The sequence below is a fragment of the Labrys sp. Lb11 genome, assembly GCF_057554225.1.
This window is the reverse complement of the sequence record NZ_BAAJOT010000001.1, coordinates 51,247-75,148: the sequence shown is the minus strand read 5'-3', so window position 1 is coordinate 75,148 and position 23,902 is coordinate 51,247. Positions and strand designations below refer to the sequence as shown.

General features: G+C 69.8%; 26 protein-coding genes, 1 pseudogene and 1 riboswitch. Of the genes and pseudogenes, 8 read left to right on the top strand and 19 right to left on the bottom strand.

From position 1 onward, the window contains the following. Positions 1-178 precede the first annotated feature (178 nt). Both cobW and AC27L4_RS00370 read right to left on the bottom strand, forming a co-directional pair. Positions 179-1,213: a cobalamin biosynthesis protein CobW gene (cobW, locus tag AC27L4_RS00375; RefSeq protein WP_487139966.1), complete on the bottom strand. Its 1,035-nt coding sequence runs from the start codon at positions 1,211-1,213 to the stop codon at positions 179-181. Further along, positions 1,210-1,581 carry a DUF1636 family protein gene (locus AC27L4_RS00370; protein WP_487139965.1) on the bottom strand — a complete coding sequence of 124 codons (372 nt, stop codon included), beginning with the start codon at positions 1,579-1,581 and terminating at the stop codon, positions 1,210-1,212. The genes cobW and AC27L4_RS00370 overlap by 4 nt, the downstream gene beginning before the upstream one ends. 107 nt (positions 1,582-1,688) lie before the next feature. Continuing rightward, a riboswitch (cobalamin riboswitch) is annotated at positions 1,689-1,886 on the bottom strand. 92 nt (positions 1,887-1,978) lie between these two features. Between AC27L4_RS00370 and AC27L4_RS00365 the strand changes: the two genes are divergently transcribed. From AC27L4_RS00365 to cobO, 3 genes are read left to right on the top strand one after another with little or no spacing between them, the layout of a single operon-like run. Further along, a complete protein-coding gene (locus AC27L4_RS00365) occupies positions 1,979-2,347 on the top strand; it encodes a hypothetical protein (protein WP_487139964.1) in 369 nt (122 codons plus the stop codon). Between the two features lie 5 nt (positions 2,348-2,352). Further along, on the top strand, positions 2,353-2,856 hold the full coding sequence (gene cobU / locus AC27L4_RS00360; protein ID WP_487140926.1) for a bifunctional adenosylcobinamide kinase/adenosylcobinamide-phosphate guanylyltransferase: 504 nt from the start codon (positions 2,353-2,355) through the stop codon (positions 2,854-2,856). Further along, entirely contained in the window at positions 2,853-3,461 is a 609-nt protein-coding gene (gene cobO, locus AC27L4_RS00355) for a cob(I)yrinic acid a,c-diamide adenosyltransferase (protein WP_487139963.1), read from the top strand. The genes cobU and cobO overlap by 4 nt, the downstream gene beginning before the upstream one ends. 207 nt (positions 3,462-3,668) lie before the next feature. Here the strand turns inward: cobO and AC27L4_RS00350 are convergent, their stop codons facing one another. Continuing rightward, the gene (locus AC27L4_RS00350; protein ID WP_487139962.1) at positions 3,669-3,950 is read right to left on the bottom strand and encodes a hypothetical protein; all 282 of its coding nucleotides are present in this window, start codon (positions 3,948-3,950) and stop codon (positions 3,669-3,671) included. Positions 3,951-4,170: 220 nt separating this feature from the next. On the opposite strand from AC27L4_RS00350, the gene AC27L4_RS00345 reads away from it, so the two are divergent. Continuing rightward, the gene (locus AC27L4_RS00345) at positions 4,171-5,388 is read left to right on the top strand and encodes a calcium-binding protein (protein ID WP_487139961.1); all 1,218 of its coding nucleotides are present in this window, start codon (positions 4,171-4,173) and stop codon (positions 5,386-5,388) included. 36 nt (positions 5,389-5,424) lie between these two features. Here the strand turns inward: AC27L4_RS00345 and AC27L4_RS00340 are convergent, their stop codons facing one another. Then, the gene (locus AC27L4_RS00340) at positions 5,425-6,375 is read right to left on the bottom strand and encodes a LysR family transcriptional regulator (RefSeq protein ID WP_487139960.1); all 951 of its coding nucleotides are present in this window, start codon (positions 6,373-6,375) and stop codon (positions 5,425-5,427) included. 135 nt (positions 6,376-6,510) lie between these two features. Between AC27L4_RS00340 and AC27L4_RS00335 the strand changes: the two genes are divergently transcribed. Both AC27L4_RS00335 and AC27L4_RS00330 read left to right on the top strand, forming a co-directional pair. Further along, positions 6,511-6,921, top strand: a complete 411-nt coding sequence (locus AC27L4_RS00335) for a DoxX family protein (RefSeq protein ID WP_487139959.1) — start codon at positions 6,511-6,513, stop codon at positions 6,919-6,921. A gap of 28 nt (positions 6,922-6,949) precedes the next feature. Continuing rightward, a complete protein-coding gene (locus AC27L4_RS00330; RefSeq protein WP_487139958.1) occupies positions 6,950-7,477 on the top strand; it encodes a VOC family protein in 528 nt (175 codons plus the stop codon). Positions 7,478-7,489: 12 nt separating this feature from the next. On the opposite strand, the gene AC27L4_RS00325 is transcribed toward AC27L4_RS00330, so the two are convergent. The 10 genes from AC27L4_RS00325 to AC27L4_RS00280 all read right to left on the bottom strand — a co-directional run bounded on the left by AC27L4_RS00325 (position 7,490) and on the right by AC27L4_RS00280 (position 18,857). Next, positions 7,490-8,476 carry a sugar-binding transcriptional regulator gene (locus AC27L4_RS00325; RefSeq protein WP_487139957.1) on the bottom strand — a complete coding sequence of 329 codons (987 nt, stop codon included), beginning with the start codon at positions 8,474-8,476 and terminating at the stop codon, positions 7,490-7,492. A gap of 39 nt (positions 8,477-8,515) precedes the next feature. Beyond that, positions 8,516-9,568, bottom strand: a complete 1,053-nt coding sequence (locus AC27L4_RS00320; protein ID WP_487139956.1) for a glycerol-3-phosphate dehydrogenase — start codon at positions 9,566-9,568, stop codon at positions 8,516-8,518. After that, the gene (locus AC27L4_RS00315) at positions 9,561-10,637 is read right to left on the bottom strand and encodes an ABC transporter ATP-binding protein (protein WP_487139955.1); all 1,077 of its coding nucleotides are present in this window, start codon (positions 10,635-10,637) and stop codon (positions 9,561-9,563) included. Before AC27L4_RS00315 ends, AC27L4_RS00320 begins: the two co-directional genes overlap by 8 nt. 5 nt (positions 10,638-10,642) lie before the next feature. Beyond that, positions 10,643-11,464, bottom strand: a complete 822-nt coding sequence (locus AC27L4_RS00310; protein WP_487139953.1) for an HAD-IIB family hydrolase — start codon at positions 11,462-11,464, stop codon at positions 10,643-10,645. Continuing rightward, on the bottom strand, positions 11,465-12,790 hold the full coding sequence (locus tag AC27L4_RS00305) for an iron-containing alcohol dehydrogenase (protein ID WP_487139952.1): 1,326 nt from the start codon (positions 12,788-12,790) through the stop codon (positions 11,465-11,467). It lies immediately after the preceding gene. A 107-nt stretch (positions 12,791-12,897) separates the two neighbouring features. Continuing rightward, the gene (locus AC27L4_RS00300; RefSeq protein ID WP_487139951.1) at positions 12,898-14,427 is read right to left on the bottom strand and encodes an FGGY-family carbohydrate kinase; all 1,530 of its coding nucleotides are present in this window, start codon (positions 14,425-14,427) and stop codon (positions 12,898-12,900) included. A gap of 78 nt (positions 14,428-14,505) precedes the next feature. Continuing rightward, the gene (locus AC27L4_RS00295) at positions 14,506-16,038 is read right to left on the bottom strand and encodes an ABC transporter substrate-binding protein (protein WP_487139950.1); all 1,533 of its coding nucleotides are present in this window, start codon (positions 16,036-16,038) and stop codon (positions 14,506-14,508) included. 42 nt (positions 16,039-16,080) lie between these two features. Further along, on the bottom strand, positions 16,081-16,971 hold the full coding sequence (locus AC27L4_RS00290; protein ID WP_487139949.1) for a carbohydrate ABC transporter permease: 891 nt from the start codon (positions 16,969-16,971) through the stop codon (positions 16,081-16,083). Further along, positions 16,971-17,888: a carbohydrate ABC transporter permease gene (locus tag AC27L4_RS00285; RefSeq protein WP_487139948.1), complete on the bottom strand. Its 918-nt coding sequence runs from the start codon at positions 17,886-17,888 to the stop codon at positions 16,971-16,973. Before AC27L4_RS00285 ends, AC27L4_RS00290 begins: the two co-directional genes overlap by 1 nt. 225 nt (positions 17,889-18,113) lie before the next feature. After that, positions 18,114-18,857 (bottom strand): ABC transporter ATP-binding protein, encoded by a 744-nt coding sequence (locus AC27L4_RS00280; protein WP_487139947.1) that lies wholly within the window; start codon positions 18,855-18,857, stop codon positions 18,114-18,116. On the opposite strand from AC27L4_RS00280, the gene AC27L4_RS00275 reads away from it, so the two are divergent. Then, positions 18,839-19,504, top strand: coding sequence for an arylesterase (locus tag AC27L4_RS00275; RefSeq protein ID WP_487140925.1), 666 nt, complete (start codon positions 18,839-18,841; stop codon positions 19,502-19,504). The two genes, AC27L4_RS00280 and AC27L4_RS00275, sit on opposite strands and share 19 nt — an antisense overlap. A gap of 66 nt (positions 19,505-19,570) precedes the next feature. On the opposite strand, the pseudogene AC27L4_RS00270 reads toward AC27L4_RS00275, so the two are convergent. Then, a pseudogene (locus AC27L4_RS00270) lies at positions 19,571-20,050 on the bottom strand (LysE family translocator); the annotation flags it as partial. A 218-nt stretch (positions 20,051-20,268) separates the two neighbouring features. On the opposite strand from AC27L4_RS00270, the gene AC27L4_RS00265 reads away from it, so the two are divergent. Then, complete coding sequence (locus AC27L4_RS00265; protein ID WP_487139946.1) at positions 20,269-21,039, top strand: AraC family transcriptional regulator; 771 nt, start codon at positions 20,269-20,271, stop codon at positions 21,037-21,039. Here the strand turns inward: AC27L4_RS00265 and AC27L4_RS00260 are convergent. The 4 genes from AC27L4_RS00260 to AC27L4_RS00245 all read right to left on the bottom strand — a co-directional run bounded on the left by AC27L4_RS00260 (position 21,012) and on the right by AC27L4_RS00245 (position 23,894). Continuing rightward, positions 21,012-21,491: a DUF2938 domain-containing protein gene (locus AC27L4_RS00260; RefSeq protein ID WP_487139945.1), complete on the bottom strand. Its 480-nt coding sequence runs from the start codon at positions 21,489-21,491 to the stop codon at positions 21,012-21,014. The genes AC27L4_RS00265 and AC27L4_RS00260 overlap by 28 nt on opposite strands. Positions 21,492-21,535: 44 nt before the next feature. Next, positions 21,536-21,919: a DUF2794 domain-containing protein gene (locus tag AC27L4_RS00255; RefSeq protein WP_487139944.1), complete on the bottom strand. Its 384-nt coding sequence runs from the start codon at positions 21,917-21,919 to the stop codon at positions 21,536-21,538. 136 nt (positions 21,920-22,055) lie between these two features. Next, positions 22,056-22,685, bottom strand: a complete 630-nt coding sequence (pncA, locus tag AC27L4_RS00250; protein WP_487139943.1) for a bifunctional nicotinamidase/pyrazinamidase — start codon at positions 22,683-22,685, stop codon at positions 22,056-22,058. Positions 22,686-22,703: 18 nt separating this feature from the next. Further along, positions 22,704-23,894, bottom strand: coding sequence for a penicillin-binding protein activator (locus AC27L4_RS00245; RefSeq protein ID WP_487139942.1), 1,191 nt, complete (start codon positions 23,892-23,894; stop codon positions 22,704-22,706). Positions 23,895-23,902: the final 8 nt, after the last annotated feature.

Here is a 23,902-nt window from a genome sequence, read left to right as displayed (position 1 = left end):
GAGAAGGGGCAGCCGGCCGTGCCGAGCGCCTGCCCCGAAGCGACGCGCCCTGTCCCAAACGGCCCGGCGGCGCGCCGCAACCGTGTCGGGGCAAGGCTTCGACGGCAATCCGGACGTGTCGCGACGCCCTCCGGTCCGTCCGATCTGCGCAGCGGATCATGCCGCGATCATACACCCGCTAGGCAGCCAGCGCCCGCTCGATCGCGGCTCGGTCGAGCCCCTTCTCGCCGATCACCACGATGCGGCCGGCGCGGGGCTCGCCGGGGCCCCAAGCCCGGTCGAAATGGTGGGAGAAGCGGGCGCCGACCCCCTGGACCAGCAGGCGCATCGGCTTGCCGTCGACGGCGACGAAGCCCTTCATGCGCAGGATGTCGTGGGTTTCCGCCGCGGCCTTGAGCCGGGCCACCAGCGCCTCCGGCTCGGCCACGGCCGGCAGGTCGACGACGAAGGTGTCGAAATCGTCGTGGTCGTGCTCGGGCTCGGCGTCGTGGTGCGAGGGACGGGCGGCGAGGTCGTCCTCGGCCGCGGCAGCGAGGCCGAGCAGCACGGCGGCGTCGATGCGCCCCTGGACGGTCTTCACCACCTTCACGGCGCGCGGCACGGTGCGGACGATATCGGCGGAGACGGTGGCCGCCTCCTCGGCGCTGAGCAGGTCGCCCTTGTTGAGCACCACCAGGTCGGCGCACAGGAGCTGGTCCTCGTAGACCTCCTCCAGCGGGTTGTCGTGGTCGAGCGCGGCATCGCCCTCGGCCCGACGCTTCAGTTCCTCCGGATCGTCGGCGAAACGTCCGGCCGCCACGGCCGCGCCGTCGACCACGGCCACCACGCCGTCGACGGTGACGCGCGAGCGCACCGCCGGCCAGTTGAAGGCCTTGACCAGCGGCTTGGGCAGCGCCAATCCCGATGTCTCGATGACGATATGCTCGGGCCGCTCGGGCCGGTCGAGCAGCGCCTCCAGCGCCGGCACGAAATCGTCGGCCACGGTGCAGCAGATGCAGCCGTTCGACAGTTCGACGATGTTCTCGGCCGGGCAGCTCTCGATGCCGCAGCCCTTGAGGATCTCGCCGTCGACTCCGACATCGCCGAACTCGTTGACGATCAGGGCGAGGCGCCGGCCGTTCGCCGTCTCCAGGAGGTGGCGGATCAGCGTGGTCTTGCCGGCGCCGAGGAAGCCGGTGACGATGGTGCAGGGAACCTTTTGCAGCGTGCTCATTCGGCAGCGTCCTTGAGGAAGGGATGGGGCGGGATGCGGGCGACCATGCCGCGCTTGAACGGTTCGGGCCGGCCGCGCCAGGGCATCAGCCCGTCGGTGGAGGCGGCGAGCAGGCCGGCGGCGGCCAGTATGTCGGGGCCGGCGTCCGGCGTGAGGTCGCCGAACACATAGGTCCAGGCGCCGGGCGCGGTCAGGGAAACGGTGCAGGCGCGGCGGCAATTGCCGAGGCACTCGACCGGGTTGAGCTGCATGGCGGCGGGTATCGTCTCGGCCAGCGCCTGGTGCAGCCGTGCCCCGGAGCGCGGCGCGGTGGGATCGTCGCCCTCGCGCCGGCAGGTGACGCAGACATGAATCACGACGTCCCGCATCGGCCGGGCCTTGCGCCTTTCCTTGCGCCGCGGCGCGGCACGGGGCGCGGTTGCAGCCGCCGCGACGGCGGCAGCCCGGCACCGGTTGCTTCCGGGGCGCCCCGCCCGGACCGGCATGCGCAACGGCAGGTCTCCTGGCTCGCGGGTCGCCGCGACGCGCCGCCTTCCCGGAGATGGCTCCAGTGGCCTCCTGGCGCGCCGCTCGCCGCTCACAGTTGCGGGGGCAGCCGCGGACTGGGGGCCGGAGCCCCGCACCGCATTCCCTTTTGACTCTCGGACGAGAGACCGTCTGGATCGGACTAAAGGACTGTGCGACAAGCCTTGTCAATCGCACAGGCGACGCAGGCTTGCCTCGGCCGGCAGGCGGCGCAGCCATGCACGGCACGGGACAACGGACATGAGCGGCGAGGAAAAGCCGGAGGCCGCCGACAGGCCGGAGCGCATCGATTCCACCTTCCGGAACGGCTCGGTGACCGCGATCGGCGTGGTCGTCGGCTTCTCCCTCGGCTTCCTCAGCAACTGGGCCTCGCAGCCGGGCGACTGGAACTGGCTCGACATCGCGGCCGTGATCCTGATCTGCATCGGCCTCGGCCTGCAGATCCGGGCGCTGGCCGGCATGCTCTATGTCAGCTCGCTCGATCTTGCGATCTATGACCGGCTGATCCGCTTCTTCCTGGCCGGCGTCATCCTGGTGGCGATCGGCGTCGGCATCGCCATCTTCGCCGACGTGCTCGGCTTCAACGTCACCGCGCTGCACAAGCCGTGACCGCCCTGCCCGATCGCCTCACCCTGGTCATCGGCGGCGCCCGTTCCGGCAAGAGCGCGCATGCCGAGGCGCTGATCGGCCGCCTGCCCCCGCCCTGGACCTATATCGCCACGGCGCAGGCCTTCGACGCGGAGATGCACGAGCGCATCGCCGAGCACCGGCGCCGGCGCGACGGGCGCTGGGTCACCGAGGAGGCGCCGCTCGAGCTCGCCGCCGCCCTGGCCGCGGCGCCGGGCCCGGTGCTGGTCGACTGCCTGACGCTCTGGCTCACCAACCTGATGCTGGCCGAACAGGCGCTCGAGCCGGCTTTCTCCGGGCTCGAGGCGGCCCTGGCCGCTGCCGCCCATCCCGTGGTCCTGGTGTCGAACGAGGTCGGCCTCGGCGTCGTGCCGGACAACGCCCTGGCCCGCGCCTTCCGCGACGAGGCCGGGCGGCTCAACCAGCGGGTGGCACGGCAGGCCGACCGCGTGCTGTTCATGGTCTCCGGCCTGCCGATGGTGGTGAAATGAGCGAAGCGGACGACGGGGCCCGCCACAAGGCGAAGATGGCCAAGCGCAAGGCGGTGCAGGACGCGGAAGTGGCCTCCAAGACCCTCGAGAAGGGGCTGCTGATCGTCCATACCGGAGCCGGCAAGGGCAAGTCGACCGCCGCCTTCGGCCTCATGCTGCGCGCCCTCGGCCATGGCTGGCGCGTCGGCGTGGTGCAGTTCATCAAGGGCGCCTGGTCGACCGGCGAGCGGGCCGCGCTGGAGCGCTTCTCCGACCTCGTCACCTGGAAGACCATGGGCGAGGGCTTCACCTGGGAGACGCAGGACCGCGAGCGCGACGTGGCTGCGGCCGGGCGCGCCTGGACCGAGGCGCAGGCGATGATGGCCGATCCGGACATCCGTCTCCTCGTGCTCGACGAGCTCAACATCGCCCTGCGCTACGACTATCTGCCGCTGGCGGCGGTGGTAGCGGCGCTGGCGGCGCGCCGGCCTGACCTGCACGTCGTCGTCACCGGCCGCAACGCCAAGCCGGAACTGATCGCCGCGGCGGACCTGGTGACCGAAATGACGCTGGTGAAGCACCATTTCGCCGCCGGTGTGAAGGCGCAGCAGGGCGTGGAGTTCTGACCGGGACGGGCGGGCGCCGACCGCGGGTCGGCCGAGAGCACGCTGGCCGTGGCCGTGCGTGACGTGGTCCATGAGTTCGGCAGCGTCCAGGGCGACAGGATCGACGTCTCCGCCGTCGACGCCGATGGCGGTGCGTCCGGCGATCAGGCCTTCGTCTTCATCGGCCAGGCCAGCTTCACCCATGGAGCCGGCGAGTCGCTCCGCATGTCACCGGCGACGCTTGAAGCGAAATTGCCACAGCAGCCCGGCGGTGATCGCGACTGCGCCAATCGTGGCGGGAAACGCGTACTCGCCCCATGCACCCCACCAAATCAAGGCTGCAAGTGTGAATCCGGCAACCGATATGAAAGCGACGATCGCGCTTGGTTTCAGGTAAGCCCATGGCCTGGGATAGCCAGCCCGATTTGCGAACGTATCGAAGGCCATGCGATAGATGCCGACGACGATTGCGATGATGAATATCACCTCATAACCGAGGGAGTGATCCATCGTTCCCGTCCTTCGCTCGCGGGCAGAATCCTACCCTAAATCCAAAAGCACCGGAGTCACAGACGTTCGGACCGGATTGCCCCCGGCAGTTTGCGCTCCCCCGCGTGACGCGCAAGCCCCTTCGCCGGCCTGGTGCCATGTGCGATCGCGCACGCCGCCTGCCCTCCCCTCATGCCAGTCTGCAACCTCCCCCTCATCAGACAGTCCTTCGGGAGGCACGATGGCCAATTTCACGCTGACCACCGCCGTCAACAACTTCACCGGCACATCCGGGGCCGACATCTTCTCCGGCCCCGGCGGCGGGGTCGACGCGCTGGACGGCGGCGGCGGCAATGACGAGTTCCACATCGATTCGGCCCAGGCCGGCACGATCGACGGCGGCACCGGCACGGATACGGTCTTCCTCGACGGCAACGAGCTCGGCGCCGTGACCTTCTCCAATGTCGAGACGCTGAACGTCTCGACGAGCAACATCTACGCCACGGCGGCCCAGCTCGCCCAGTTCTCCAGCATCGTGCCGACCGGCGGCGGCAGCGACTTCTACGTGTTCATGCAGAACGCCGGCGGCACGGTGAACTTCGCCAACATGTTCGCCTCGCCGATCGCGCTGCATGTCGAGGCATCGCTGGCGACGTCGGCGGTAACGCTGACCGGCACCTCCCGCGCCGACAGCTTCCTCGGCTCGAACTTCGACGACAAGCTCAGCGGCGGCGCCGGCAATGACGAGCTGAACGGCGGCGCCGGCAACGACATCCTGGTCGGCGGCACCGGAGCCGACACCATGATCGGCTATACCGGCAACGACACCTACTACGTCGACAATGCCGGCGACATCGTCGACGAGCTCACCTTCGGCGGCACCGGCATCGACAAGGTCTATTCCTCCATCTCGTTCGACCTCAGCGACGCCGCCCGTGCCAAGGGCAATGTCGAGAACCTGGTCCTGGTCGGATCGGGCAACCTCGACGGCACCGGCAACGTCCTGGCCAACGCCATCACCGGCAACGCCGGCGCCAATGGCCTCTATGGCGGGGCCGGCAACGACCGGCTCGACGGCGGCGCCGGCAACGACCACCTCACCGGCGGCGCGGGCGCGGACAAGCTGTTCGGCGGCACCGGCGCCGACACGTTCCACTTCCTGACGACGGCCGAGAGCACGCCGCTCGCCGCCGCGCGCGACGTGATCTACGACTTCAGCCACGCCCAGGGCGACAAGATCGACGTGTCCGCGATCGATGCCGACAGCACCCTCGGCGGCAACCAGGCCTTCGCCTTCATCGGCACCGGCGCGTTCTCGCACACGGCCGGCGAGTTGCGCTACAAGGTGCTGAACGACAATGTCTACGTCTACGGCGACACCAACGGCGACGGCGCCGCCGACTTCTCGATCCAGCTCAACCACCTGGCCTCGCTGCAGGCGAGCGACTTCCTGCTGTAGGACGGGATCGGGCGCCCGGCGCTGCCGGACGGCGCCTCAAACCGACGACGTCAGGGGGCTGGATGGCAGATCCAGCCCCCTGTCCCATGGCGGCTCCGGCCAGAAGCGGAGCGCCAGGAACTCGACGAAGGCCCGGACCTTGGCGGGCGGGTTGCGGCCGGGCGGCATCATCGCGTGCACGGCAAGACCCGCGCGCAGGGGGTGGTCGAGCGCCAGCGGCACGAGCCGGCCGGCGCGGATATCACCGGCAAGGATGAAGGTCGGCTGGTAGACCAGCCCCTGTCCGGCCAGGGCCGCGGCCAGCAAGGCATCGCCGTTGTTGGCGCGCAGCCGCGTCGACACCGGCACGGCGATCTGGCCGTCGAGGCCGAACAGCCAGCGCTCGGCGGTCGCCGGCGTCGGCAGGGTGTAGCCCAGGCAATCATGGCCGGCGAGGTCGGCGACAGTGGCCGGCCGGCCATGCGCCTCCAGATAGGCCGGCGTCGCGCACAGGGCGAGGCGGCAGGGCGCGAGGCGGCGGGCGACGAGGCTGGAATCCCTGAGCTGGCCGATGCGAACCGCCAGGTCCCAGCCTTCGTCGACGAGGTCGACCACCCGGTCGTTCAGGCCGAGCTCGACGCCGAGCCGGGGATGGAGCCGGGTGAAGTCGGCGATCAGCGGCGCGATCTCCCGCACTCCGAAGGCGACCGGCACGGCCAGGCGCAGCGTGCCGCGCGGCTCCACCCGGTCGGCCGCCGCCGCCTCCTCCGCCTCTTCGATCTCCACCAGGATGCGCTCGCAGGATTCGAGGTAGCGCCGCCCGGCCTCGGTCAGGGTGACGCTGCGCGTGGTGCGGTGGAACAGCTTGACGCCGAGACGCTCCTCCAGCGCCGCCACATGCTTGGTCGCCATGGTCTGCGACATGCCGAGCGCCCGCGCCGCGGCCGAGAAGCCGCCGAGCGCGGCCACCCGCGCGAAGACCTGCATCCCGGCGACACGGTCGAGCATCAGGCTACCTCACACCCAGAGCGTGAGATCATATTTAAGGATCGCCGATTATCAAATGCCGGACGCCGGTCCATCTTGCGGCCATGACGGCGCGGCCCGGAGCCGGGCTCCGCCGCGAGCTCTCGGAGACGGACCATGATCGACACCAAGACCGCCCCCTATGCCGCCCTCGTCCTGCGCGTGACGCTGGGCCTCCTGTTCCTCGCCCATGCCTGGCTCAAGATCTTCGTGTTCACGCCCGCCGGCACGGCCGGCTTCTTCCAGAGCATCGGCCTGCCCGGCCCTCTCGCCTATCTCACCATCGCAGCCGAGTTGCTCGGCGCCATCTCCCTGATCGTCGGCTTCCAGACCCGCATCGTCTCCCTGGGCCTCATCGTGATCCTGCTCGGTGCCATCGTCACCGTACACGGCCCGGCCGGCTTCTTCTTCACCAACCCGAACGGCGGCTGGGAATATCCGGCCTTCTGGGCCGTGGCGCTGCTGGTGCAGGCCCTGCTCGGCAACGGCGCGCTGGCGTTGACGCGCAGCAGCGGCCAGGTTGCCTGATCCACCGTCGCGCCTCAAGGAGACCACCATGAGCACCGGACCATTGCCCCGCCTGGCGCCGGCCCAAGCTTCGGCCCGCCCGATCGACGCAGGCACCAGGATCGGTCACGTCCACCTCAAGGTGGCCGATCTCGACCGCGCCCTCGCCTTCTATTGCGGCGTGCTCGGCTTCGAGCTGATGCAGCGCTACGGCACGCAGGCCGCCTTCATCTCCGCCGGCGGCTACCACCACCATATCGGCCTCAACACCTGGGAAAGCCGTGGCGGCTCGCCGCCGCCTCCCGGCACCACCGGGCTCTACCACACGGCCATCCTCTACCCGACCCGGGCGGCGCTGGCCGATGCGCTGCGGCGGCTGGTCGAGGCCGGCATCCCGCTCGACGGGGCCAGCGACCACGGCGTCAGCCAAGCGCTCTATCTGCGCGACCCCGACCAGAACGGCGTCGAGCTCTACTGGGACCGTCCGCCGGAGGAATGGCCGGTGACGCCCGGCGGGCAACTGGCGATGACCACCCAGCGCCTCGACCTCGACGATCTGCTGCGGGCGGCCGGCTGACCCGTCCGCGCCCTACCCGTCCAGGATGCCCGCCGCGGCGTTCTCGTCGGTGACGAGCACGTCGACGACCCCAAGGCGCAGGGCGCCGCGCAGCACCGGCGCCTTGTCGGCGCCGCCGGAGGCCAGCACCACCGTCCGGATGTCGCGCAGCGCATCCGGCGACAAGGCGATGACCCGGCGGTTCAACGAATGGTCGACCAGCCGCCCCTCCGCGTCGATCCAGTGGGCGCAGAGGTCGCCGACCGCGCCCGCACGCTTCAGCGACGCCAGATCGGCCTCGCCGATGACACCGAGATGGAAATTCGTGGTGTCGCGAGCGAGATTGCCGGCCGAGACGAAGGCGATGTCGACCCGGCGGGCATGGTCGAAGGCTTCGCGCAGGATCGGCTGCTGCATGAACAGGTCGCGCGTGGCCTCGGTGTCGGCGAAGATCGGCGCGGCGATATAGTAGCAGCGGGCGGAGAACAGGTCGGCAAGGCGCGAGGCGCTCTCATAGGCGTTGAGCACGGAGCCGCCGGTCAAGCCGCCGAGCAGGGACACCACGGACAGATCAGCGACCGGCCGCACCGGGATCGACCTCATGGTGTAGCGCAGCGTCTGGCCCCAGCCGACGCCGATCGACATGCCGTCGCGGATGCGCTCCGACAGGGCCAGCCCGGCTGCGACCGCGATGGTCTGGGGCACCAGCGCCGGGTCGGGGGGCGAGGGCACGACGATCGCCTCATCCAGCCCATAAAGGTCGCGCAGGCGTTCCTCCAGGGCGACGCAGCTGGCGATCTTGGAATTGATGCGGATCTGGACGATGCCCTGGTCGCGAGCCTGCGCCAGCATGCGGTTGACGCGGATGCGGTTCAACCCGAGCCGCTTGGCGATCTGCGCCTGGGTGAGGCCGCCGACATAGGAGAGCCAGGCGGCACGGACCAGCAGTTGCTCTTCCCGGTCCAGCGGCTCGTCCGGCTCGCGCAGGTCGTCCCTTTGCTTGCGCGCCCCGGCTCCCATGCCTATCGTCCTTTCGTCAGCCTCGTCATGCGCCTGCGCTCAACGATGGAACCGGTCGAAGGCGAGGACGAGCGGCGCATCGCGGCAGATGGCGGCGACGATCGCCGCCGCCAGCGGCATGCGGGCGGCGGGCAACGCACCGCGCGCCATCATGTCCTCCAGCGTCGGCCCGAGGTCGAGGGCAAGTTGCGCGCCTTCCACAGTATCCGTCGGCATATGATCGGCCTTGGCCGCGCTGTAGCTGAGGCCGAGCCCGAGCAGCCGGCCCATACGACCGTTCCGGCCGGCCTGGCAGGTGACATAGAGGTCGCCCGAGCCCGGCAGGCCGAGCACGGTCTGCGGCCGGCCGCCGAGCGCCTCGACCAGGACGGTCATCTCCTGCAGCGCCTGCGTGAACAGGGAAGCGGAGAGGTTGTGCATCAGCGCCCCGTTCGCCGCCTTGCCCTCACGCTCCAGCATGCCGGCGGCCGTGCCCACGGCCAGGGTGTAGAAGTTCTTGAAGGCGGCGCAGATCTCGACGCCGATCACGTCCGCGGACGGACGGGCATGGTAGAACGGCGCCTCCAGCAGGCCGAGGACGCCGGCGACCCCGGCGTCGTCCGGCCCGGTGACCACCACGGAGGTGTCGCGCCCGGCGGCAAGCTCGCCGGCGATGCAGGGCCCGCCGACCGCCATCACCGGCAGCACCATGCCGGTGCGGCGCTCGACCTCGCGCGCCACCACATGCGGCAGCACCTCGATGGTGCCGTCGCGCGGCGCCAGCCCCTTGGTGATCATCAGCACCGGCAGCGGCGCCTTGACGCTCTCGACGATGCGGTCGATCGCCCAGCCGACGCCGGCCGACGAGACGCCGAGGACCAGGAGATCGGCTTCCTCGCCGATCACCTTGCCGAACTCGCGATGGGAATGGGCCGTCACCGAAGCCGGCAGCGTGATGCCCAGGCGTGGATGCAGGCCGTTGCCGGCAACGGAGCGGATGATCTCCTCGTCGAGATGGGTGCCGACCAGCGCGATCGCGTTGCCGCCATGGGCCGCGGGCAGACTCATGGCGGAGCCCATCACGCCGGCGCCGAGGATGACGATCCTAGCCATGGATGGCGGCTCCGCTGTCCTGGTCGAAGACATGGACGCGCTGCAGGTTCGGCACCAGGCGAACCTCGGCATCGGGCACGAGATCGAGCCGCTCGGAGGTGACCGAAACAACTTCCTGGCCGCCGACATCGGCATAGATATGGATTTCCGGCCCGGTCGGCTCGATCACCGAGACCTTGGCCGGCAGGCCCTGCCCGTCCGTCGAGGGCTTGAGATGCTCCGGCCGGATGCCGTAGGCGACCTTGCGTCCCGCGTCTACCCGGATGCCGGACGGCAGCGGCAGCGCCACGCCGCCCGGGCCGCGCACCACCGGACGGCCGTTCTCGGCCGTGACCTCGCCACGCAGCACGTTCATCGACGGCGAGCCGATGAACTCGGCCACGAACAGGTTGGCCGGCTTGTCGTAGACGGCAAGCGGCGCGCCGACCTGCTCGATATGGCCGTCGCGCAGGATGACGATGACGTCGGCCATGGTCATGGCCTCGATCTGGTCGTGGGTGACGTAGACCGTGGTGGTCTTCAGGCGCTGGTGCAGTTCCTTGATCTCGGTGCGCATCTGCACGCGCAGCTTGGCATCGAGGTTGGAGAGCGGCTCGTCGAACAGGAACACGGCGGGGTCGCGGACGATGGCTCGGCCCATGGCGACGCGCTGGCGCTGGCCGCCGGAGAGCTGGCGGGGATAGCGGTCGAGATAGGGCGTCAGGTTGAGGATGGAGGCCGCCCACTCCACCTTCTTGCGGATCTCCTGCTTGGCGACCTTCCTGAGCTGCATGGAGAAGGCCATGTTGTCGAACACGGTCATATGCGCGTAGAGCGCATAGTTCTGGAACACCATGGCGATGTTCCGGTCCTTGGGGTGGACGCCGTTGACGACCTGCGAGCCGATGAGGACCTCGCCGGAGGTGATCGGCTCGAGCCCGGCGATCATCCGCAGCAAGGTCGACTTGCCGCAGCCGGACGGGCCGAGCAGCACCACGAACTGACCGTCCGCGATGGCAAGGTTCAGCCCGTGCACGACCTCGATGTCGCCATAGGCCTTGCGCACGTCCTTGACAGTGACCGACGCCATGCGGGCTATCCCTCCACGATTGACGCGCCCGGCGAGCGGGCCGACAGGATTGCATCTGCGATTTCGACGAAGCCCGCCCCGCCGCGCGAGGGGGCGATGAAAGCCGGCACGGCGGCCATGCGCCCTTCGAAGTCGCGCACGTTGGCAACGCCGCAGGCATAGGGGAAGAAGCCGAACATCGGCGCGTCGTTCGGGCTGTCGCCGCAAAAGACGAAGCGCTCGCGCGTCGCGTCGAGGTCGAGGCCGAGGACGTCGCGCACGAAGATGCGCGTCATCGACAGCTTGTCATAGGCGCCGAACCAGCCGTTGACATGGATCGAGGAGACCTTGGCGACGCCCCCCGCCTCCTCGAACAGCGTCACGATGCGATCCACCGCCTCGGGCGGCAGGGCCGGCACGTCCTCGCAGAAATCGACGGCGAGATCGGCCTCGCGGTAGAGCTGGTCGGCCGATATGGCCGAGCCCGGCACCTCGCGCAGGATGCGTTCGGACAGAGCCGCGAGCCGGCGCCGGTTCTCGGCGCGCTCGGCGTCGGAGGCGACGAAGCGGCGCACCATCTTGCGGGCGGGAGCGTCGTAGCGGAAGTAGAAGGCGCCGTTCTCGCCCACCACGCCGGCGACCGGCCAGAAGCGGGCGACCATGTCGCACCAGCCGGCCGGACGGCCCGTGATCGGCACCACCAGGAGCCCCGCCTCGTGCAGCCGCTCCAGCGCGGCATAGGCGGCGGCGGGCAGGCGTCCCTCGGTGGTCAGCGTGTCGTCGATGTCGGTGAACACGCCGACGAGATCACGCGCCGCCGCGGGCGGGAGCTGCGACAGAGGCTTCATTCAGAACTCCTCCTCCAGCATGCCCTCCAGCAGCCCGGCGTCGGCCGCCAGGTTGACGAAGGACCAGCGCCCCCGGATCTCGCGGGAATAGCGGATGGCGTCGTGCCAGACATGGCGGGGCAGGCCGAGCTCGGCCGCGCTGGTCGGGCCGCCGGCCGCGGCGAGGGCCGCGGCCATGCGCTCGACCGGCAGGGCCATCGGCCGAAGCTCATCGCGCAGCTGCGGCCACATCTCGGCAAGCCTGCCGTTGAAGGCCTGCGTTGCGGCGGCGTCGAGGGCGGTCTTCTTCATTTCGGCGATGCACAGCGGCCCGAGCTCGGCACCGTAGCGGCGCATCATCGCCGCCTCGTCGACCACGGTGGGCCTGACCACGGGCGGCGTCTCCATGGCCAGGATCCGGTCCTGGATGCGCGCCATCACCAGCGAAGCGACGCCGACCTGCTGGCCGTGGGTGGTGCCGGGGTGGTGGTCGCCGGAGAACATGTCGACCCAGTGCGAGATCTGATGCTCGCCCATCGAGCCATGATGCGACACGCCGGTGAAGGAGACGCCCATGGAGCACAGCGTCAGCACCCGCTGCAGCGCGCCGACGGCCTTGACGTCGTGGGCGGCAAGGCCCGCGGCCGAGGCGATCATCGGCTCCTCCTCGCCCTGCTGCAGGGCATAGGGCGTCGCCGAATAGGTGGTGCCGAACAGGCGGTGCGAGGCCCACCAGTCGATCTGCGCCGTCGGCCGGCACAGGCTGTCGCCGAGGCCGGCGGCGCTGAGCCAGGCCGGAGCGGCGGCCGAGACGCCGAGGTCGAGGAAGATGCCCCGCGGGGCGTGGGACGGCAGCGAGGTCTTCAGGCCGGAGGCCAGCGTCACCGAGGCGGTGGAGGCGCCGTAGCCGTTCATCGAGGCGGCGGTGCCGAACACGGCGTAGCGCCGGCCGTCGAGGAAGGTGGCGTGCTTGCAGCTGTCGTTGAGCACGCCCGAGCCGACCGCGACCACGCCGTCGGCGTGGCGCGTGAGCTCGCCGATCCGGGCGATGGTGGCCTCGTCGCAATCGAAACTGCCCTGCAGCACCACCTCGTCGATGCTGGCGATGCCGCGCAGCGCCTTGGCGACCCGCCGCCCCAGCACTTCGACCGTGTTCTCGTCGGAGACGACGGCAAGACGCCGGCCGAGATTGAGCGGCGCGATCAGCTCGGCCTCGCGCCCCTCGGTGGTCTCCGACAGGTCGATCGCCTCGAACGGCAGCGTCGCCGGCTTGCCGGTCTCCGGGTCCTTCCAGCGCCCGGCGACGACATCCTCGATACGTTCGTTCCAGTTGACGGCTTCAGGCATCAGGCGTCTCCGCGACTGCCGCCGGTCTTGCATTCCGGGCGGAGACAAGAGGCCAAGGAACGGCGGAAAGGGAAAGGGAGGATGAGATCGGACAGCGTATCGGGCTCTCAGCCATCGGCGGCCTCCACGAAGGCGGAAAGGCGGGAATTCCAGGCCGAGAGCGTCGGCCAGAGATCGGCATGGATGGCGACGAGCTCGGCATAGCGGGCGGAGCGCCCGGCATCCGGCTCGAAGACGCGGGCCGGCCGGCTCGCCATGGCGGCGGTGGCCTCGGCGATGGAGGCGAACCAGCCGGCGCCCTTGGCGGCAGCCATGGCGGCGCCGAGCGAGGAGGCCTCCACCGTGGTGGAGCGCTGCACCGGCCGGGCCGAGGCATCGGCCAGGATCTGGGCCCAGAGATCGGAGGAAGCGCCGCCGCCGATGGCGATATAGGAGCTGATCGGGACGCCCGTGGCGGCGGCAGCCGCATTGGTGGCGCTGGCCTGCTCCATGGCGATGCCCTCCAGCAGGGCGCGATAGAGGTCGCCGCGCCGCGTGGAGCCGGAGAGGCCGGCGATGACGCCGCGGGCGAAGCTGTCCCAGTGCGGCGTCATGCAGCCCTGCCAGTAGGGCACCAGCACCACGCCGCCGGCGCCGATCGGGCTGGCCGCTGCCTCCGCCTCCAGGGCGGCGAAGGCCTCGCGCTGCCGCGCCGGATCGACCGAAAAGATTTCGCGCGCCAGCCAGTCGACCAGGAAGGTGCCCGCCCGCAGGCAGGTCTCGAAGATGAAGCCGCCGTCGGCGATGGCGTTCATGGTGCGGAAGGCGCGGTCATGGGCATAGGCGGAGCCGAAACTGCCCGACACCACGGCCGTGCCGAGATTGATGTAGGCGGCACCGGGCGCGATCAGCCCCGCGCCGGTGCCGGCGCACTGGCCGTCGCCGCCGCCGGCGACGACGCGGGTGCCGGCGACCAGGCCGGTCTGCGCCGCGGCTGCGGCCGAGACCTCGCCGGTCGGTTCCCCGGGCACGACCAGGCGCAGCATCTTGGCCGGGTCGACGCCGGCCGCCGCGAGCAGCTCCGGCGACCAGATGCCGCGCCGCATGTCGAGCGCGCCGGTCGGATCAGCCGACGCGGTCGAGGTGACCCAGTCGCCGGTCAGGCGGAAGGTGAGATAGCCGTGCACATCGGCGATGCGCTCGGTGCGGGCGAAGATCTCGGGCTCGACCTCGGCCAGCCAGATGAAGCGATAGAGACAGGGGATGACGTCGAGCGGCTTGCCGGAGATGGCGTGGACGCGGTCGGCGCCGAAGCTCTCGCCGAAGCGGAGCTGCTGCGGGCGGGCGCGGTCGTCGAGCCAGACCATGCCGGGGCGAAGGGCGGTGCCGTCGCCGGAGAAGACGCCGAAGGTCTCGCGCTGGTTGGAGATGCCGACGGCCGCGACACGGGCCGGATCGATCTGTGCGGTCAATTCCCGCAGCGCTGCGACGGTCGAGCCCCACCAGTCGGCCGGATCCTGCTCGAAGAAGCCGGGCTGCGGATTCGACAGCGGGATCTGGGCCCGTCCCTGCGCGACGAGGCGCCCCTCGCGGTCCCAGGCGATGGCCTTGGTGGCGGAGGTGGAGGAATCGATGCCGATGACCAGGTCTTTTTGCATCAGTCGCTGTCAGTCGAAGGCGCGTCCGGAGGAAACGGCGGAGGCGATCGCTCGCCTCCGCCGCGGGTCGGGCTGCGATCAGAGCAGATCGGCGTCCTTGACCTTGGTGTCGATCATGACGGCGACGGCGTCCATGCACTTCTTCGGATCGCCGTCATAGGCCTGGCCGGTCAGCAGCTTGCCGAGCTCGGTCGGGATCTCGTTGGTCGAGAAGCCGGCCCAGAGCGGCATGTCGGGTTCGGAGCCCATGGCGTTGTCGATCACCCACTTGACCATGTCGAGATGGCGCGTGGTGCCGGGGCCGACGCGGTTCTTGGCCTTGACGCGCGGATCCTCGAAGGAGGACAGGCGCATCGGCGCAAAGCCGCCGATCTCGGTGCAGCGGGTCATGATGTCCTTCGAGCAGGCCCACTGCATGAAGATCCAGGCCGCGTCCTGGTTCTTGGAGTACTGCGACAGGCCCATGACCGAGCCGCCCTGGTGGCCGACATTCGGGATCTCGCCGAAGCCGGCGTCGGCCGGCGAGCGCAGGCCGGGCGTGGCGACCAGCGGCTTGGCCGGCTCCCACAGGCCCTTGACCTTGGAATCGTCGGAGTCGAGGCCCGGGAAGAATTCGTCCCAGCTCAGCGCCATGGCGGCCTGGCCCGACTGCATGGCCTGGAACTGGCCGTCCCAGTCGGAGGCGGTGGCGTTCGGCGGCGCGTATTTCAGCATCTCCTGGTACCACTTCAGGCCGGCGACGCCCTGCTCGTCATTGCCGGAGAACTTCTTGTCCTTGTTGAAGATCGAGCCGCCATGGCCCCAGACCGCCGCAGTCCAGTCGCACTCCAGCGAGTAATGGCCGGACTTGGCCTGAAGCGCCACGCCGTAGACGCCGTTGGCCTTCTCGGCCTCGGTGATCAGCTTGGCGGCGGCCAGGTACTCGTCGAAGGTGGTCGGAACCTGGATCTTGTGCTTCTCCAGGATGTCCTTGCGGTACATCAGCATGAAGATCGGGATGTCGAAGGGAATGCCGACCATCTTGCCATTGTACATGGCGAGACCCTCGACCAGCGGCTTGGAGAAGTCGTCCCAGTCGAAGCCCGGCATGGCCAGCTCGGCGTTGGACTTGTACTTCTCGAGCGGGTCGACCGTGTCGGGCGCGAAGGTCGCGGCCCAGGACTGGTCGAGATAATAGAGGTCGTAGGTGCCGAGCTGCCCCTGCACGTCCTGCGTCGCCTTGGCCAGGACCTGCTCGAGCGGGACGATCTCGACCTCCACCTCGATGCCGGTCAGCCCGGTGAACTCGCCCTTGAGCTGGTTCACCACCACCGTCGGCGGCGTCGATTCGGAGGTGTAGCGGATCTTGGTCCCCTTGAACTTGCTGCCGACGTCCTTGAGCCACTTGGCGACATCGTCGGGCGTCTGCGCCGCCATGGCGGCATCGCCGATCAGGCCCGCATTGCCGCGGAAGGGCCGGCTGTTGCCGAGCATGCCGGCGGCGAAGGCCGAGAAGCCGAGGCCGGCCAGGCTCATCTTGCGCAGGAACTCGCGCTTGGAGATGCGCCGCTCGCCGAACGCCTTGGCCGTGTCGGCGATGAAGGTCTTCCTGTCGTGTTCTTTGAAGCTCATTGGGTTCCTCCCATGGATCGGGCTTTTATCCGTCCGGCCAGCCTAGTCCTTGAGCGAGCCGAGGGTCAGGCCGCGGACGAGATGCTTTTGAACGAGCAGAATGAAGATGAAACTGGGGACGATGGCCGAGGTGCCGAGCGCCGAGATGAAGCCCCATTCCGACCCGGTCGAAGTGACGAAGGTGGTGATCTTCACCGGCAGCGTGCGGATCGTCACGGTGAGGAACAGCGACAGGAGGAACTCGGTCCAGGAGAAGATGAAGCACAGCACGGCCGCCGCCGCGACGCCGCCCTTCACCATCGGCAGCACCACCTTGCGGAAGGTCTGGAACCGCGTCGCCCCGTCGATCATCGCCGCCTCGTCGACATCCTTGGGCACGTCGTCGAAGAACGACTTCAGCAGGAGCACGGCGATCGGCAGGTTGATCAGGCTGTGGACCAGGATCATGCCGAGATGGGTGTCACGCAGCCCCGTGGCGTGGAACATGAACACCACCGGCACGACGATGGCGATCGGCGGCATGAAGCGCTGCGACAGGATCCAGTTGAGATAGCCCTGCCGGCCGCGGAATTCGAGGCGCGACAGCGCGTAGGCCGCCAGCACGGCGATGGCGACGGTCAACGCCGTGGAGCCGATGGCGATCACCGTCGAGTCGAAGATGGTCTGGCGGCTGTCGTATGAGCTGGCGCCGCCGACGCCGAAGGTGTTGCCGCTCTCCACCGCCAGATCGGCGCGCGACCGGCCGAGCAGCGTCACGGCATAGTTGATCAGGGTGGGCACGAAGTCGAAGAAGACGACGCGATCCTTGTCGAACAGCGCCGACATCGGCTTGATCGAGGCCAGCGCCCACCAGAGCAGCGGGAACATGAAGGCCAGGACGGTGAAGACGGCGAGGACGTCGCGACCCACGCGCTTGGACAGGGACTGTTCCATCAGAGCTTCACCTTGAAGAGCTTGATGAAGAGGTTCGACACGACGACCACCAGCACCAGCGCGAGCACGGCCAGCGCCGAGGCATAGGGATAATCCCCGTTCTTGAAGTAGATGACGCCGGCATAGTAGCTGAGCGTCTCCGTCGCGGTGCCGGGGCCGCCCTGGGTCATGACGGCGATGTAGTCATAGATGCGGAAGAGGTCGACGCCGCGGATCAGCACCGCGATGGCGATCACCTTCGACAGCAGCGGCAGGGTCAGCTTGAAGAAGGCCTGGGTCGCGGTGGCGCCGTCGATGGCGGCGGCCTCGTAGGGGTCCTTCGGCAGCGAGCGCAGGCCCGCCATCATGATCAGCACCATGAAGGGCGTCCATTGCCAGATGTCGGCGAGCAGCACGCCGTAGAGCGCGGTGGCATGGGTCGCCAGGATGGGGTGGTCCGAGGACACCAGCCCGATGGCGTAGAGCCCGCGGCTGAGCACGCCGAACGAACCGTCGAGCATCAGCTTGAACATCATGCCGGTCACCGCCGGCGGCACCACCAGGGGCAGCGTCATCAGCGCGCGCAAGAGCCCATAGCCCTTGCGGTCGGTGTCGAGCAGCAGCGCGATCAGCAGGCCGAGCGCCAGTTCGATCACGATAGCCACGAAGGTGTAGAGGAAGGTGGTGCCGACCGCCCCCCAGACCCGCTCGTCGGCGAGCAGCTTGCCCCAGTTCCACAGCGGGTCGAACACGTCCTTGCGCAGGACGACGTTGCGCTTATGCAGCGACAGCCAGACCGAATAGAGCAGCGGATAGACGCCGAACACCAGCAGCATGGCGGTGACGGGCGCCAACCACGGGAACGGATGCTCGGATGTCAGGAAACGCGGCAGGGCGAAGCGCGTCACCCTCGGTACAGTGCTGGCGGCAACACTCATCGAGCTCCGGTCCCCCCTCTGGAATCCAACAACGGCCTATCCTCCCTCGGGCGCCGAAGCGCCGGGCGCTTTCTGCACTCTTGTATTTTTCTGATATCTTTTGTTCAGAACAAACTGCTGCGTTTCGATCGGATTGTCAAGCATCATGCAAGCGCCGTCCAGCGCCGCCTCGGCGACGGCGTGGCGGGAGCGTTCCAGGTCGGGGAGGCTGTCGGGAGGCCGCGACTATTCCGCCGCGGCCGCGGCCGGGGTATCGGCCTCGACACGGCCGGAGCGGATGCGGATCATCCGGTCACAGCGGGCGGCCAGGGCCATGTCGTGGGTGACCAGCACCAGCGTGGCGCCGCGTTCGCGCTTCAAGGCGAACATGGTCTCGATGATGGAGGATCCGGTGGCCTCGTCGAGGTTGCCTGTCGGCTCGTCGGCCACCAGGATCCTCGGGTCGGGCGCCAGGGCGCGGGCCAGCGCGACGCGCTGCTGCTCGCCGCCGGAGAGCTGGGCCGGGTAGTGCGACAGGCGCAGGCCGAGGCCGACCGCCTGGAGCTCGGCTTCGGCCCGGGCGAAGGCGTCGCGACGGCCGGCGAGCTCGAGCGGCACGGCGACGTTCTCCAGTGCGGTCATGGTCGGCACGAGGTGGAAGGACTGGAAGACGATCCCCACATGCCGGCCGCGGAAACGCGCCAGCCCGTCCTCGTCGAGCGCCCCGAGATCCTGGCCGGCGACGCGAATGGTGCCGGTGTCCGGCCGCTCCAGCCCGGCAAGGGTCATCAGCAGGGTCGATTTGCCCGAACCGGAAGGACCGACCAGGCCGACGGCCTCGCCCTGCCTTATTTTGAGCGAAACACCCTTGAGGATATGAACGCGTGCCGCGCCGCGGCCGAGGCTCAGATTGACGTCCGTCAGTTCGATCGCCGCTTCCACTCTTTTCCGCCCGCTGCAAAGGACCAGCCATGCCTCGATCGCCGACATATGGGTGGGCCCGCGTCATCCGCCAAGCGCGCATGCTCCTGCTCGGCGCGGTCCTGCTGGCGCCGGCGTCCTCGCCGGCCGCCGCAGCCGAGCCGCTCCGCGTGGTCGCGCTCGGCGACAGCCTGACCGCCGGCCTAGGCCTCAACGCGTCCGAGGCCTATCCGGCCAAGCTGCAGGCAGCCCTGGCGGCGCGGGGCTCGGCAGTGGTCGTCGACAATGCCGGCGTCTCCGGCGACACCGCCGCCTCGGGCCTCGCCCGGCTCGACTGGTCCGTGCCGGAGGGCACACGGGCGGTGCTCCTCGAGCTCGGTGCCAACGACATGCTGCGCGGGCTCGACCCGTCGGCGACCCGAGCGACGCTCGACGCCATCATCACCCGGCTGCAGGCGCGCAACATCGCCGTGATGCTCATGGGGATGCGGGCGGCGCCCAATCTCGGCCCCGACTACCAGAAGGCCTACGACGCGATCTTTCCCGATCTCGCGGCCAAGCACGGCATCCCGCTCTATCCCTTCTTCCTCGACGGGGTGGCCGGAGACCGGGCGCTGAACCAGCCGGACGGGCTGCATCCCACCGCCCAGGGCGTCGACGTGATCGTCGAGCGCAGCACTCCGGCGGTCCAGCACTTCCTGCAGGCCCTGCCATGACTGGCGCGCGGCGGGCACCGCGGAGGCGGCCAGGATCGCCGCGAACAGGAGATTGACCGCGCGCGCGATCCGTGGCCGGTGCAGCCGGCCCGCGAACGCCGTGCCCGCCGCCAGCCAAGCGAGGTGGACGAGCACGATCATCGCCGCCAGCACCGCCGCCTTGACCGAGGCCTCCGCCAGCGGCGAGGCCAGACCGAGCCCCGGGCCGGCCGATATTGCGGCGATGGCGACATAGGCCTTGGGATTGGCGACGGCGAGCGCCAGTCCTCCGGCGAAGGCCGGTGCCGACGCGCGGCCGCCGGCGGCCGGCAGCGGCGCCGCGGCGATCCGCAGCGCCAGATAGAGGAGATAGGCCGCCGACAGGCCGTGCAGCCCCGGCGCGAGCCGCGGCAGCGACAGCAGCAGCGAGACGAGGCCGGCCGACACGGCGCCGAGCACCAGGACGGTGCCGAGAACCAGCCCGGCGGCATAGGGCAGCGATCGCCGGAACCCGAAGCTCGCCCCCACCGCCGCCACGCTGATCGTCGCCGGGCCGGGGCTGCCCATCACCACCAGCGCCGCGAGCAGCAGCGCCGGCAGCGGCTGCAACGTCGCACTCACAAAAAGCGGCTGCACCGTCATGAAAGAGCCTGTAGCTTGCGGCGATGCGCAGCACGCTATGCGGGGCCGATGCTCCCGGTCTTGAAGGCTTGTGCCAAGATGCGGCCGGCGAGCCGCCCCGGCGGCACATTCGCCTGGGCTCGGGAGCCGCGGGCCTGGAACGGTTGGAGGCTCATTTCACCGGCCAGGCCTTCGCGCCGCACCGGCACGACACCTATGCGATCGGCATCACCCTGGCGGGCGTGCAGACCTTCGCCTATCGCGGCGAGCGGCGTCGCTGCCTGGCCGGCGAAGGCCATGTCCTCCATCCAGACGAGCGGCATGACGGCGGCGCCGGCACGGAGGACGGCTTCGGCTATCGCATCGCCTATGTCGACCCGGCGCTCGTCCAGGCGGCCCTCGGCGGACGGCCGCTGCCCTTCCTCGCCGATCCCGTGCTGCGGCGCCACGACCTGGATCCGGCCCTGGTCGACATCCTCGGCGACATCGACACGCCGATCGGCCCGCTGGAGCACGTGGAGATCGTGGCGGCGGTCGCCGCCATGCTGGAACATCTTGCGCCGGCCGCGCCGAAGCGGCGGGCGCCGCTGCGCCTGGCGGCGCTGGCACGGGTGCGCGAGCTGATCGCCGACGACCCGGCCCGCCCGCTCGGCGCAGGACGGCTCGAACGGATTGCCGGTCTCGACCGCTGGACGATCGCACGCCAGTTCCGCGCCGCCTTCGGCACCAGCCCGAGCCGCTTCCGCACCATGCGCCAGCTCGACCGGGCACGCCGGCTGATGACGACGGGCGTGCCGCTGTGCGAGGCGGCACTGGCGGCGGGCTTTGCCGACCAGAGCCACATGGCGCGCCAGTTCAAGCAAGCCTATGGCCTGACGCCGGCGGTCTGGACGACGGCGGCCGGTCCTCAGCGCATCACCAAGGCCGTGCCGTAGAGGCCGGCCGCGAACACGGTGTGGGCGACGATGTTGAGGGCGCGGATAAGGCCGGGATTGGGACGCATCGACGATGCCCAGCCGGCGCCCATGCCCGGGGCCAGCAGGAACCAGCCGGCGCCGACAGTGACCAGCCCGAGGATCCAGGCCGGCAGGAAGGTCGGAGCGGCGAGCCAGCCGGGGCCCGCCAGCACGACGAGAATGCCGGCATAGACGATGCCGACGGCATAGTGGAACAGCCACCCGATCGCCGCCTCCTGCGGCGCGGGCGCGGCGGCGGCGATGTCGTCATGGAACACCCGGCCCTCGCGCAGGTACCAGACCCAGCGCCCGACAAGGCCCCAGTTCGGCAGGGCAAGGCCGAAGACGCGATTCAGCACCACCGCCCACAGATCCATCAGGGCGGTGGCGCCGATGCCGATAACGATCGAGCGCCAGACGAGGTCAAGCATGCGACGCCCCCACGCCGCCCCGGACGGGATCCGACACGGTCACCTCACTGCACCACCGACATCACGGGCTTGTCGATCGCCTGCAGCACGCGCGCCAGCTCGTGGCCGCGCTTGAGGATCATGCCGGTGGGGGTGAGGATGGCGTAGGCGCCCTGGCGCCGGGCCAGCGCCGGGTCCTTGACGATCCGGTAGAGCGGCATCTCGGACGACCGGCGGAAGATCGAGAACACCGCCTTGTCGCGCAGGAAGTCGATGGCATAGTCGCGCCATTCGCCAAGCGCCACCATGCGCCCGTAGAGGCCCATGATCTGGCGAAGCTCGTGACGGTCGAACGAGATCGCGGGCGGCTCGGAGCGGCGTTGGACCGGGAAGATCGCGATCTCCGCGCCGCCCGCCTGCAAGCTTCCGGGCGGATCAACCTCGCTCATGGCGCCTCCTTCCATGGCCTGGACGGCATGACCGGCTCGGATTCCGCACCGGCGGTATCCGGCCTGCCGACCAGGACGACGAGACGGCTCGCGCCGTGTCGTCGTTCCGTCATGATTGCGCCGAATGCCGCGCTGTTCAAGAGAAGTCGCGCGTGCTGTCCACGATCCCCACTCCGGCCGCCGCCAGGGCCGCCAGCGCTGCGGCGACCGAGCCGCCGAGATCGATGCCGCGGCAGGCATCGGCGGCGACCACCACCTCGAAGCCGAGGCGGCGGGCATCCTCGGCGGAGAACCGCACGCAGAAGTCCGTGGCGAGGCCGACGCAGACGATGCGCCGCATGCCGCGTTCCCTGAGATAGCCGGCAAGGCCGGTGGGCGTGACGCGGTCGTTCTCGAAGAAGGCGGAGTAGCTGTCGATGGCGCTACGAAAGCCCTTGCGGATCACCAGCTCGGCCCGGGTCGTGTCGAGATCGGCACGGAAGGCGGCGCCGGCCGTGCCCTGGACGCAATGGTCCGGCCACAGCGTCTGCTCGCCATAGGCCATGGTCACGGTCGAGAACGCCGCCTTGCCGGGATGGCTGGAGGCAAAGGAGGAATGGCCCGCGGGGTGCCAGTCCTGCGTGAGCACGACATGGGCGAAGCGGCCGACGAGGCGGTTGATCACCGGCACCACGGCATCGCCTTCCGGCACGGCCAGGGCGCCGCCGGGGCAGAAATCGTTCTGGACGTCGACGACGAGCAGGATGTCGGTGTCTTGTGCGGGCATGGCGGACAGAATGCGTGGTCAGGAGACGAAGTTGCGCGCCGCGGGCGAGACCACCTGCCCGCCCTGCGGCGTGACGCGCAGCACCGAGAGGCTGCGCTCGTTGGTGCCGTCGCTACGGAAGCGGAAGGCGCCGTCGATGCCGCTGAACCCGGACGGATTGGTGAGATTGGCCGGATCGAAGGCCTGGCCGCCATAGGCCTTGAGCAGGCCCGCGACCAGGGAGACGGCGTCATAGCCAAGGCTCGCCAGACGCACCGGGTCGGAGCCGAAGCGGGCACGATAGCGCGCCGCAAAGGCCTGGAAGCCGCTGGCATCCGGCGCGGCATAGAGGCCGCCCTGCAGCAGCGGCTCGGCAAAGACGCGCTTGTCGTCCCAGACGCCGGTGCCCAGGAGCTGCACGCTGCGCGTGTTGACGCCGGCCGCGCCGAGCGACTGGACGACCAGCGGCAGGGCGTCGCCGCCTTCCGGGATGAACAGTGCGTCGGCCTGGCCGCCGCGCATGACCTGGGCGAGGCGGGCGATCGGCCCCTGCATCTGCATGCGGTCCATCGGGAAGGATTCGATGGCGAGGATCCGCGCATTCTGGCGCGAGACGGCCTGCTGGAACTCGCCCTGCACCACGGTCCCGTAGGCGGTCTGCGGGATCAGGGCGGCGAAGGAGGTCTTGCCGATGCCGGCAGCGTAGGCGACGATCCTGTCGACGTCCGACTGCGGCATGAAGGACAGGAGATAGATGCCGGGCGCGGCAACGCTGGCGTCGGAGGAGAAGGCGATCATCGGCACGCCGCCCGATCGCGCCACCGCCCCGCCCGCCCGCACCGCGGGAGCGAAGACGGGACCGAGGATGATGCGGGCGCCCTCCGCCAGCGCCGCCGTGGCCGCGGCGCTGGCGCCTTCGGCGGTGCCGAGGTCGTCCTTGACCACGAGCTGGAACTGGCCCTGGACGAACTCGGACATGGCCATCTCGGCGGCGTTGCGGATGGCCGTGCCGACCGCTCCCCCGCCGCCGCCGGCCGAAAGCGGCAGCAGCAGCGCCACCGTCACCGGGCCCGAGCCGAAGGAGCGCCCCGCCGGCCCGGCGGGCTTGATCATGGTTTCGGTCGAGGTGCAGCCCGCCAGCAGCGCGGCGCCGCCGAGGCCGAGCAGGCGGATGGAGGCGCGACGCGAAAGATCGGGGATCGTGTCGGAGCAGTCGGGCTGGTGACTCAAGGCGGACT

Excerpts from the sequence above, each read along its gene's own strand:
- AC27L4_RS00260 (WP_487139945.1), bottom strand. The coding sequence starts at position 21,491 with ATGCTTGACCTCGTCTGGCGCTCGATCGTTATCGGCATCGGCGCCACC.
- AC27L4_RS00290 (WP_487139949.1), bottom strand. The coding sequence starts at position 16,971 with ATGGAACAGTCCCTGTCCAAGCGCGTGGGTCGCGACGTCCTCGCCGTC.
- AC27L4_RS00280 (WP_487139947.1), bottom strand. The coding sequence starts at position 18,857 with ATGTCGGCGATCGAGGCATGGCTGGTCCTTTGCAGCGGGCGGAAAAGA.
- AC27L4_RS00340 (WP_487139960.1), bottom strand. The coding sequence starts at position 6,375 with ATGCTCGACCGTGTCGCCGGGATGCAGGTCTTCGCGCGGGTGGCCGCG.
- AC27L4_RS00335 (WP_487139959.1), top strand. The coding sequence starts at position 6,511 with ATGATCGACACCAAGACCGCCCCCTATGCCGCCCTCGTCCTGCGCGTG.
- AC27L4_RS00365 (WP_487139964.1), top strand. The coding sequence starts at position 1,979 with ATGAGCGGCGAGGAAAAGCCGGAGGCCGCCGACAGGCCGGAGCGCATC.
- AC27L4_RS00350 (WP_487139962.1), bottom strand. The coding sequence starts at position 3,950 with ATGGATCACTCCCTCGGTTATGAGGTGATATTCATCATCGCAATCGTC.
- AC27L4_RS00320 (WP_487139956.1), bottom strand. The coding sequence starts at position 9,568 with ATGGCTAGGATCGTCATCCTCGGCGCCGGCGTGATGGGCTCCGCCATG.
- AC27L4_RS00295 (WP_487139950.1), bottom strand. The coding sequence starts at position 16,038 with ATGAGCTTCAAAGAACACGACAGGAAGACCTTCATCGCCGACACGGCC.
- AC27L4_RS00275 (WP_487140925.1), top strand. The coding sequence starts at position 18,839 with ATGCCTCGATCGCCGACATATGGGTGGGCCCGCGTCATCCGCCAAGCG.
- AC27L4_RS00325 (WP_487139957.1), bottom strand. The coding sequence starts at position 8,476 with ATGGGAGCCGGGGCGCGCAAGCAAAGGGACGACCTGCGCGAGCCGGAC.
- AC27L4_RS00345 (WP_487139961.1), top strand. The coding sequence starts at position 4,171 with ATGGCCAATTTCACGCTGACCACCGCCGTCAACAACTTCACCGGCACA.
- AC27L4_RS00255 (WP_487139944.1), bottom strand. The coding sequence starts at position 21,919 with ATGAGCGAGGTTGATCCGCCCGGAAGCTTGCAGGCGGGCGGCGCGGAG.
- AC27L4_RS00285 (WP_487139948.1), bottom strand. The coding sequence starts at position 17,888 with ATGAGTGTTGCCGCCAGCACTGTACCGAGGGTGACGCGCTTCGCCCTG.
- AC27L4_RS00315 (WP_487139955.1), bottom strand. The coding sequence starts at position 10,637 with ATGGCGTCGGTCACTGTCAAGGACGTGCGCAAGGCCTATGGCGACATC.
- AC27L4_RS00305 (WP_487139952.1), bottom strand. The coding sequence starts at position 12,790 with ATGCCTGAAGCCGTCAACTGGAACGAACGTATCGAGGATGTCGTCGCC.
- cobO (WP_487139963.1), top strand. The coding sequence starts at position 2,853 with ATGAGCGAAGCGGACGACGGGGCCCGCCACAAGGCGAAGATGGCCAAG.
- cobW (WP_487139966.1), bottom strand. The coding sequence starts at position 1,213 with ATGAGCACGCTGCAAAAGGTTCCCTGCACCATCGTCACCGGCTTCCTC.
- AC27L4_RS00300 (WP_487139951.1), bottom strand. The coding sequence starts at position 14,427 with ATGCAAAAAGACCTGGTCATCGGCATCGATTCCTCCACCTCCGCCACC.
- AC27L4_RS00370 (WP_487139965.1), bottom strand. The coding sequence starts at position 1,581 with ATGCGGGACGTCGTGATTCATGTCTGCGTCACCTGCCGGCGCGAGGGC.
- AC27L4_RS00330 (WP_487139958.1), top strand. The coding sequence starts at position 6,950 with ATGAGCACCGGACCATTGCCCCGCCTGGCGCCGGCCCAAGCTTCGGCC.
- pncA (WP_487139943.1), bottom strand. The coding sequence starts at position 22,685 with ATGCCCGCACAAGACACCGACATCCTGCTCGTCGTCGACGTCCAGAAC.
- AC27L4_RS00310 (WP_487139953.1), bottom strand. The coding sequence starts at position 11,464 with ATGAAGCCTCTGTCGCAGCTCCCGCCCGCGGCGGCGCGTGATCTCGTC.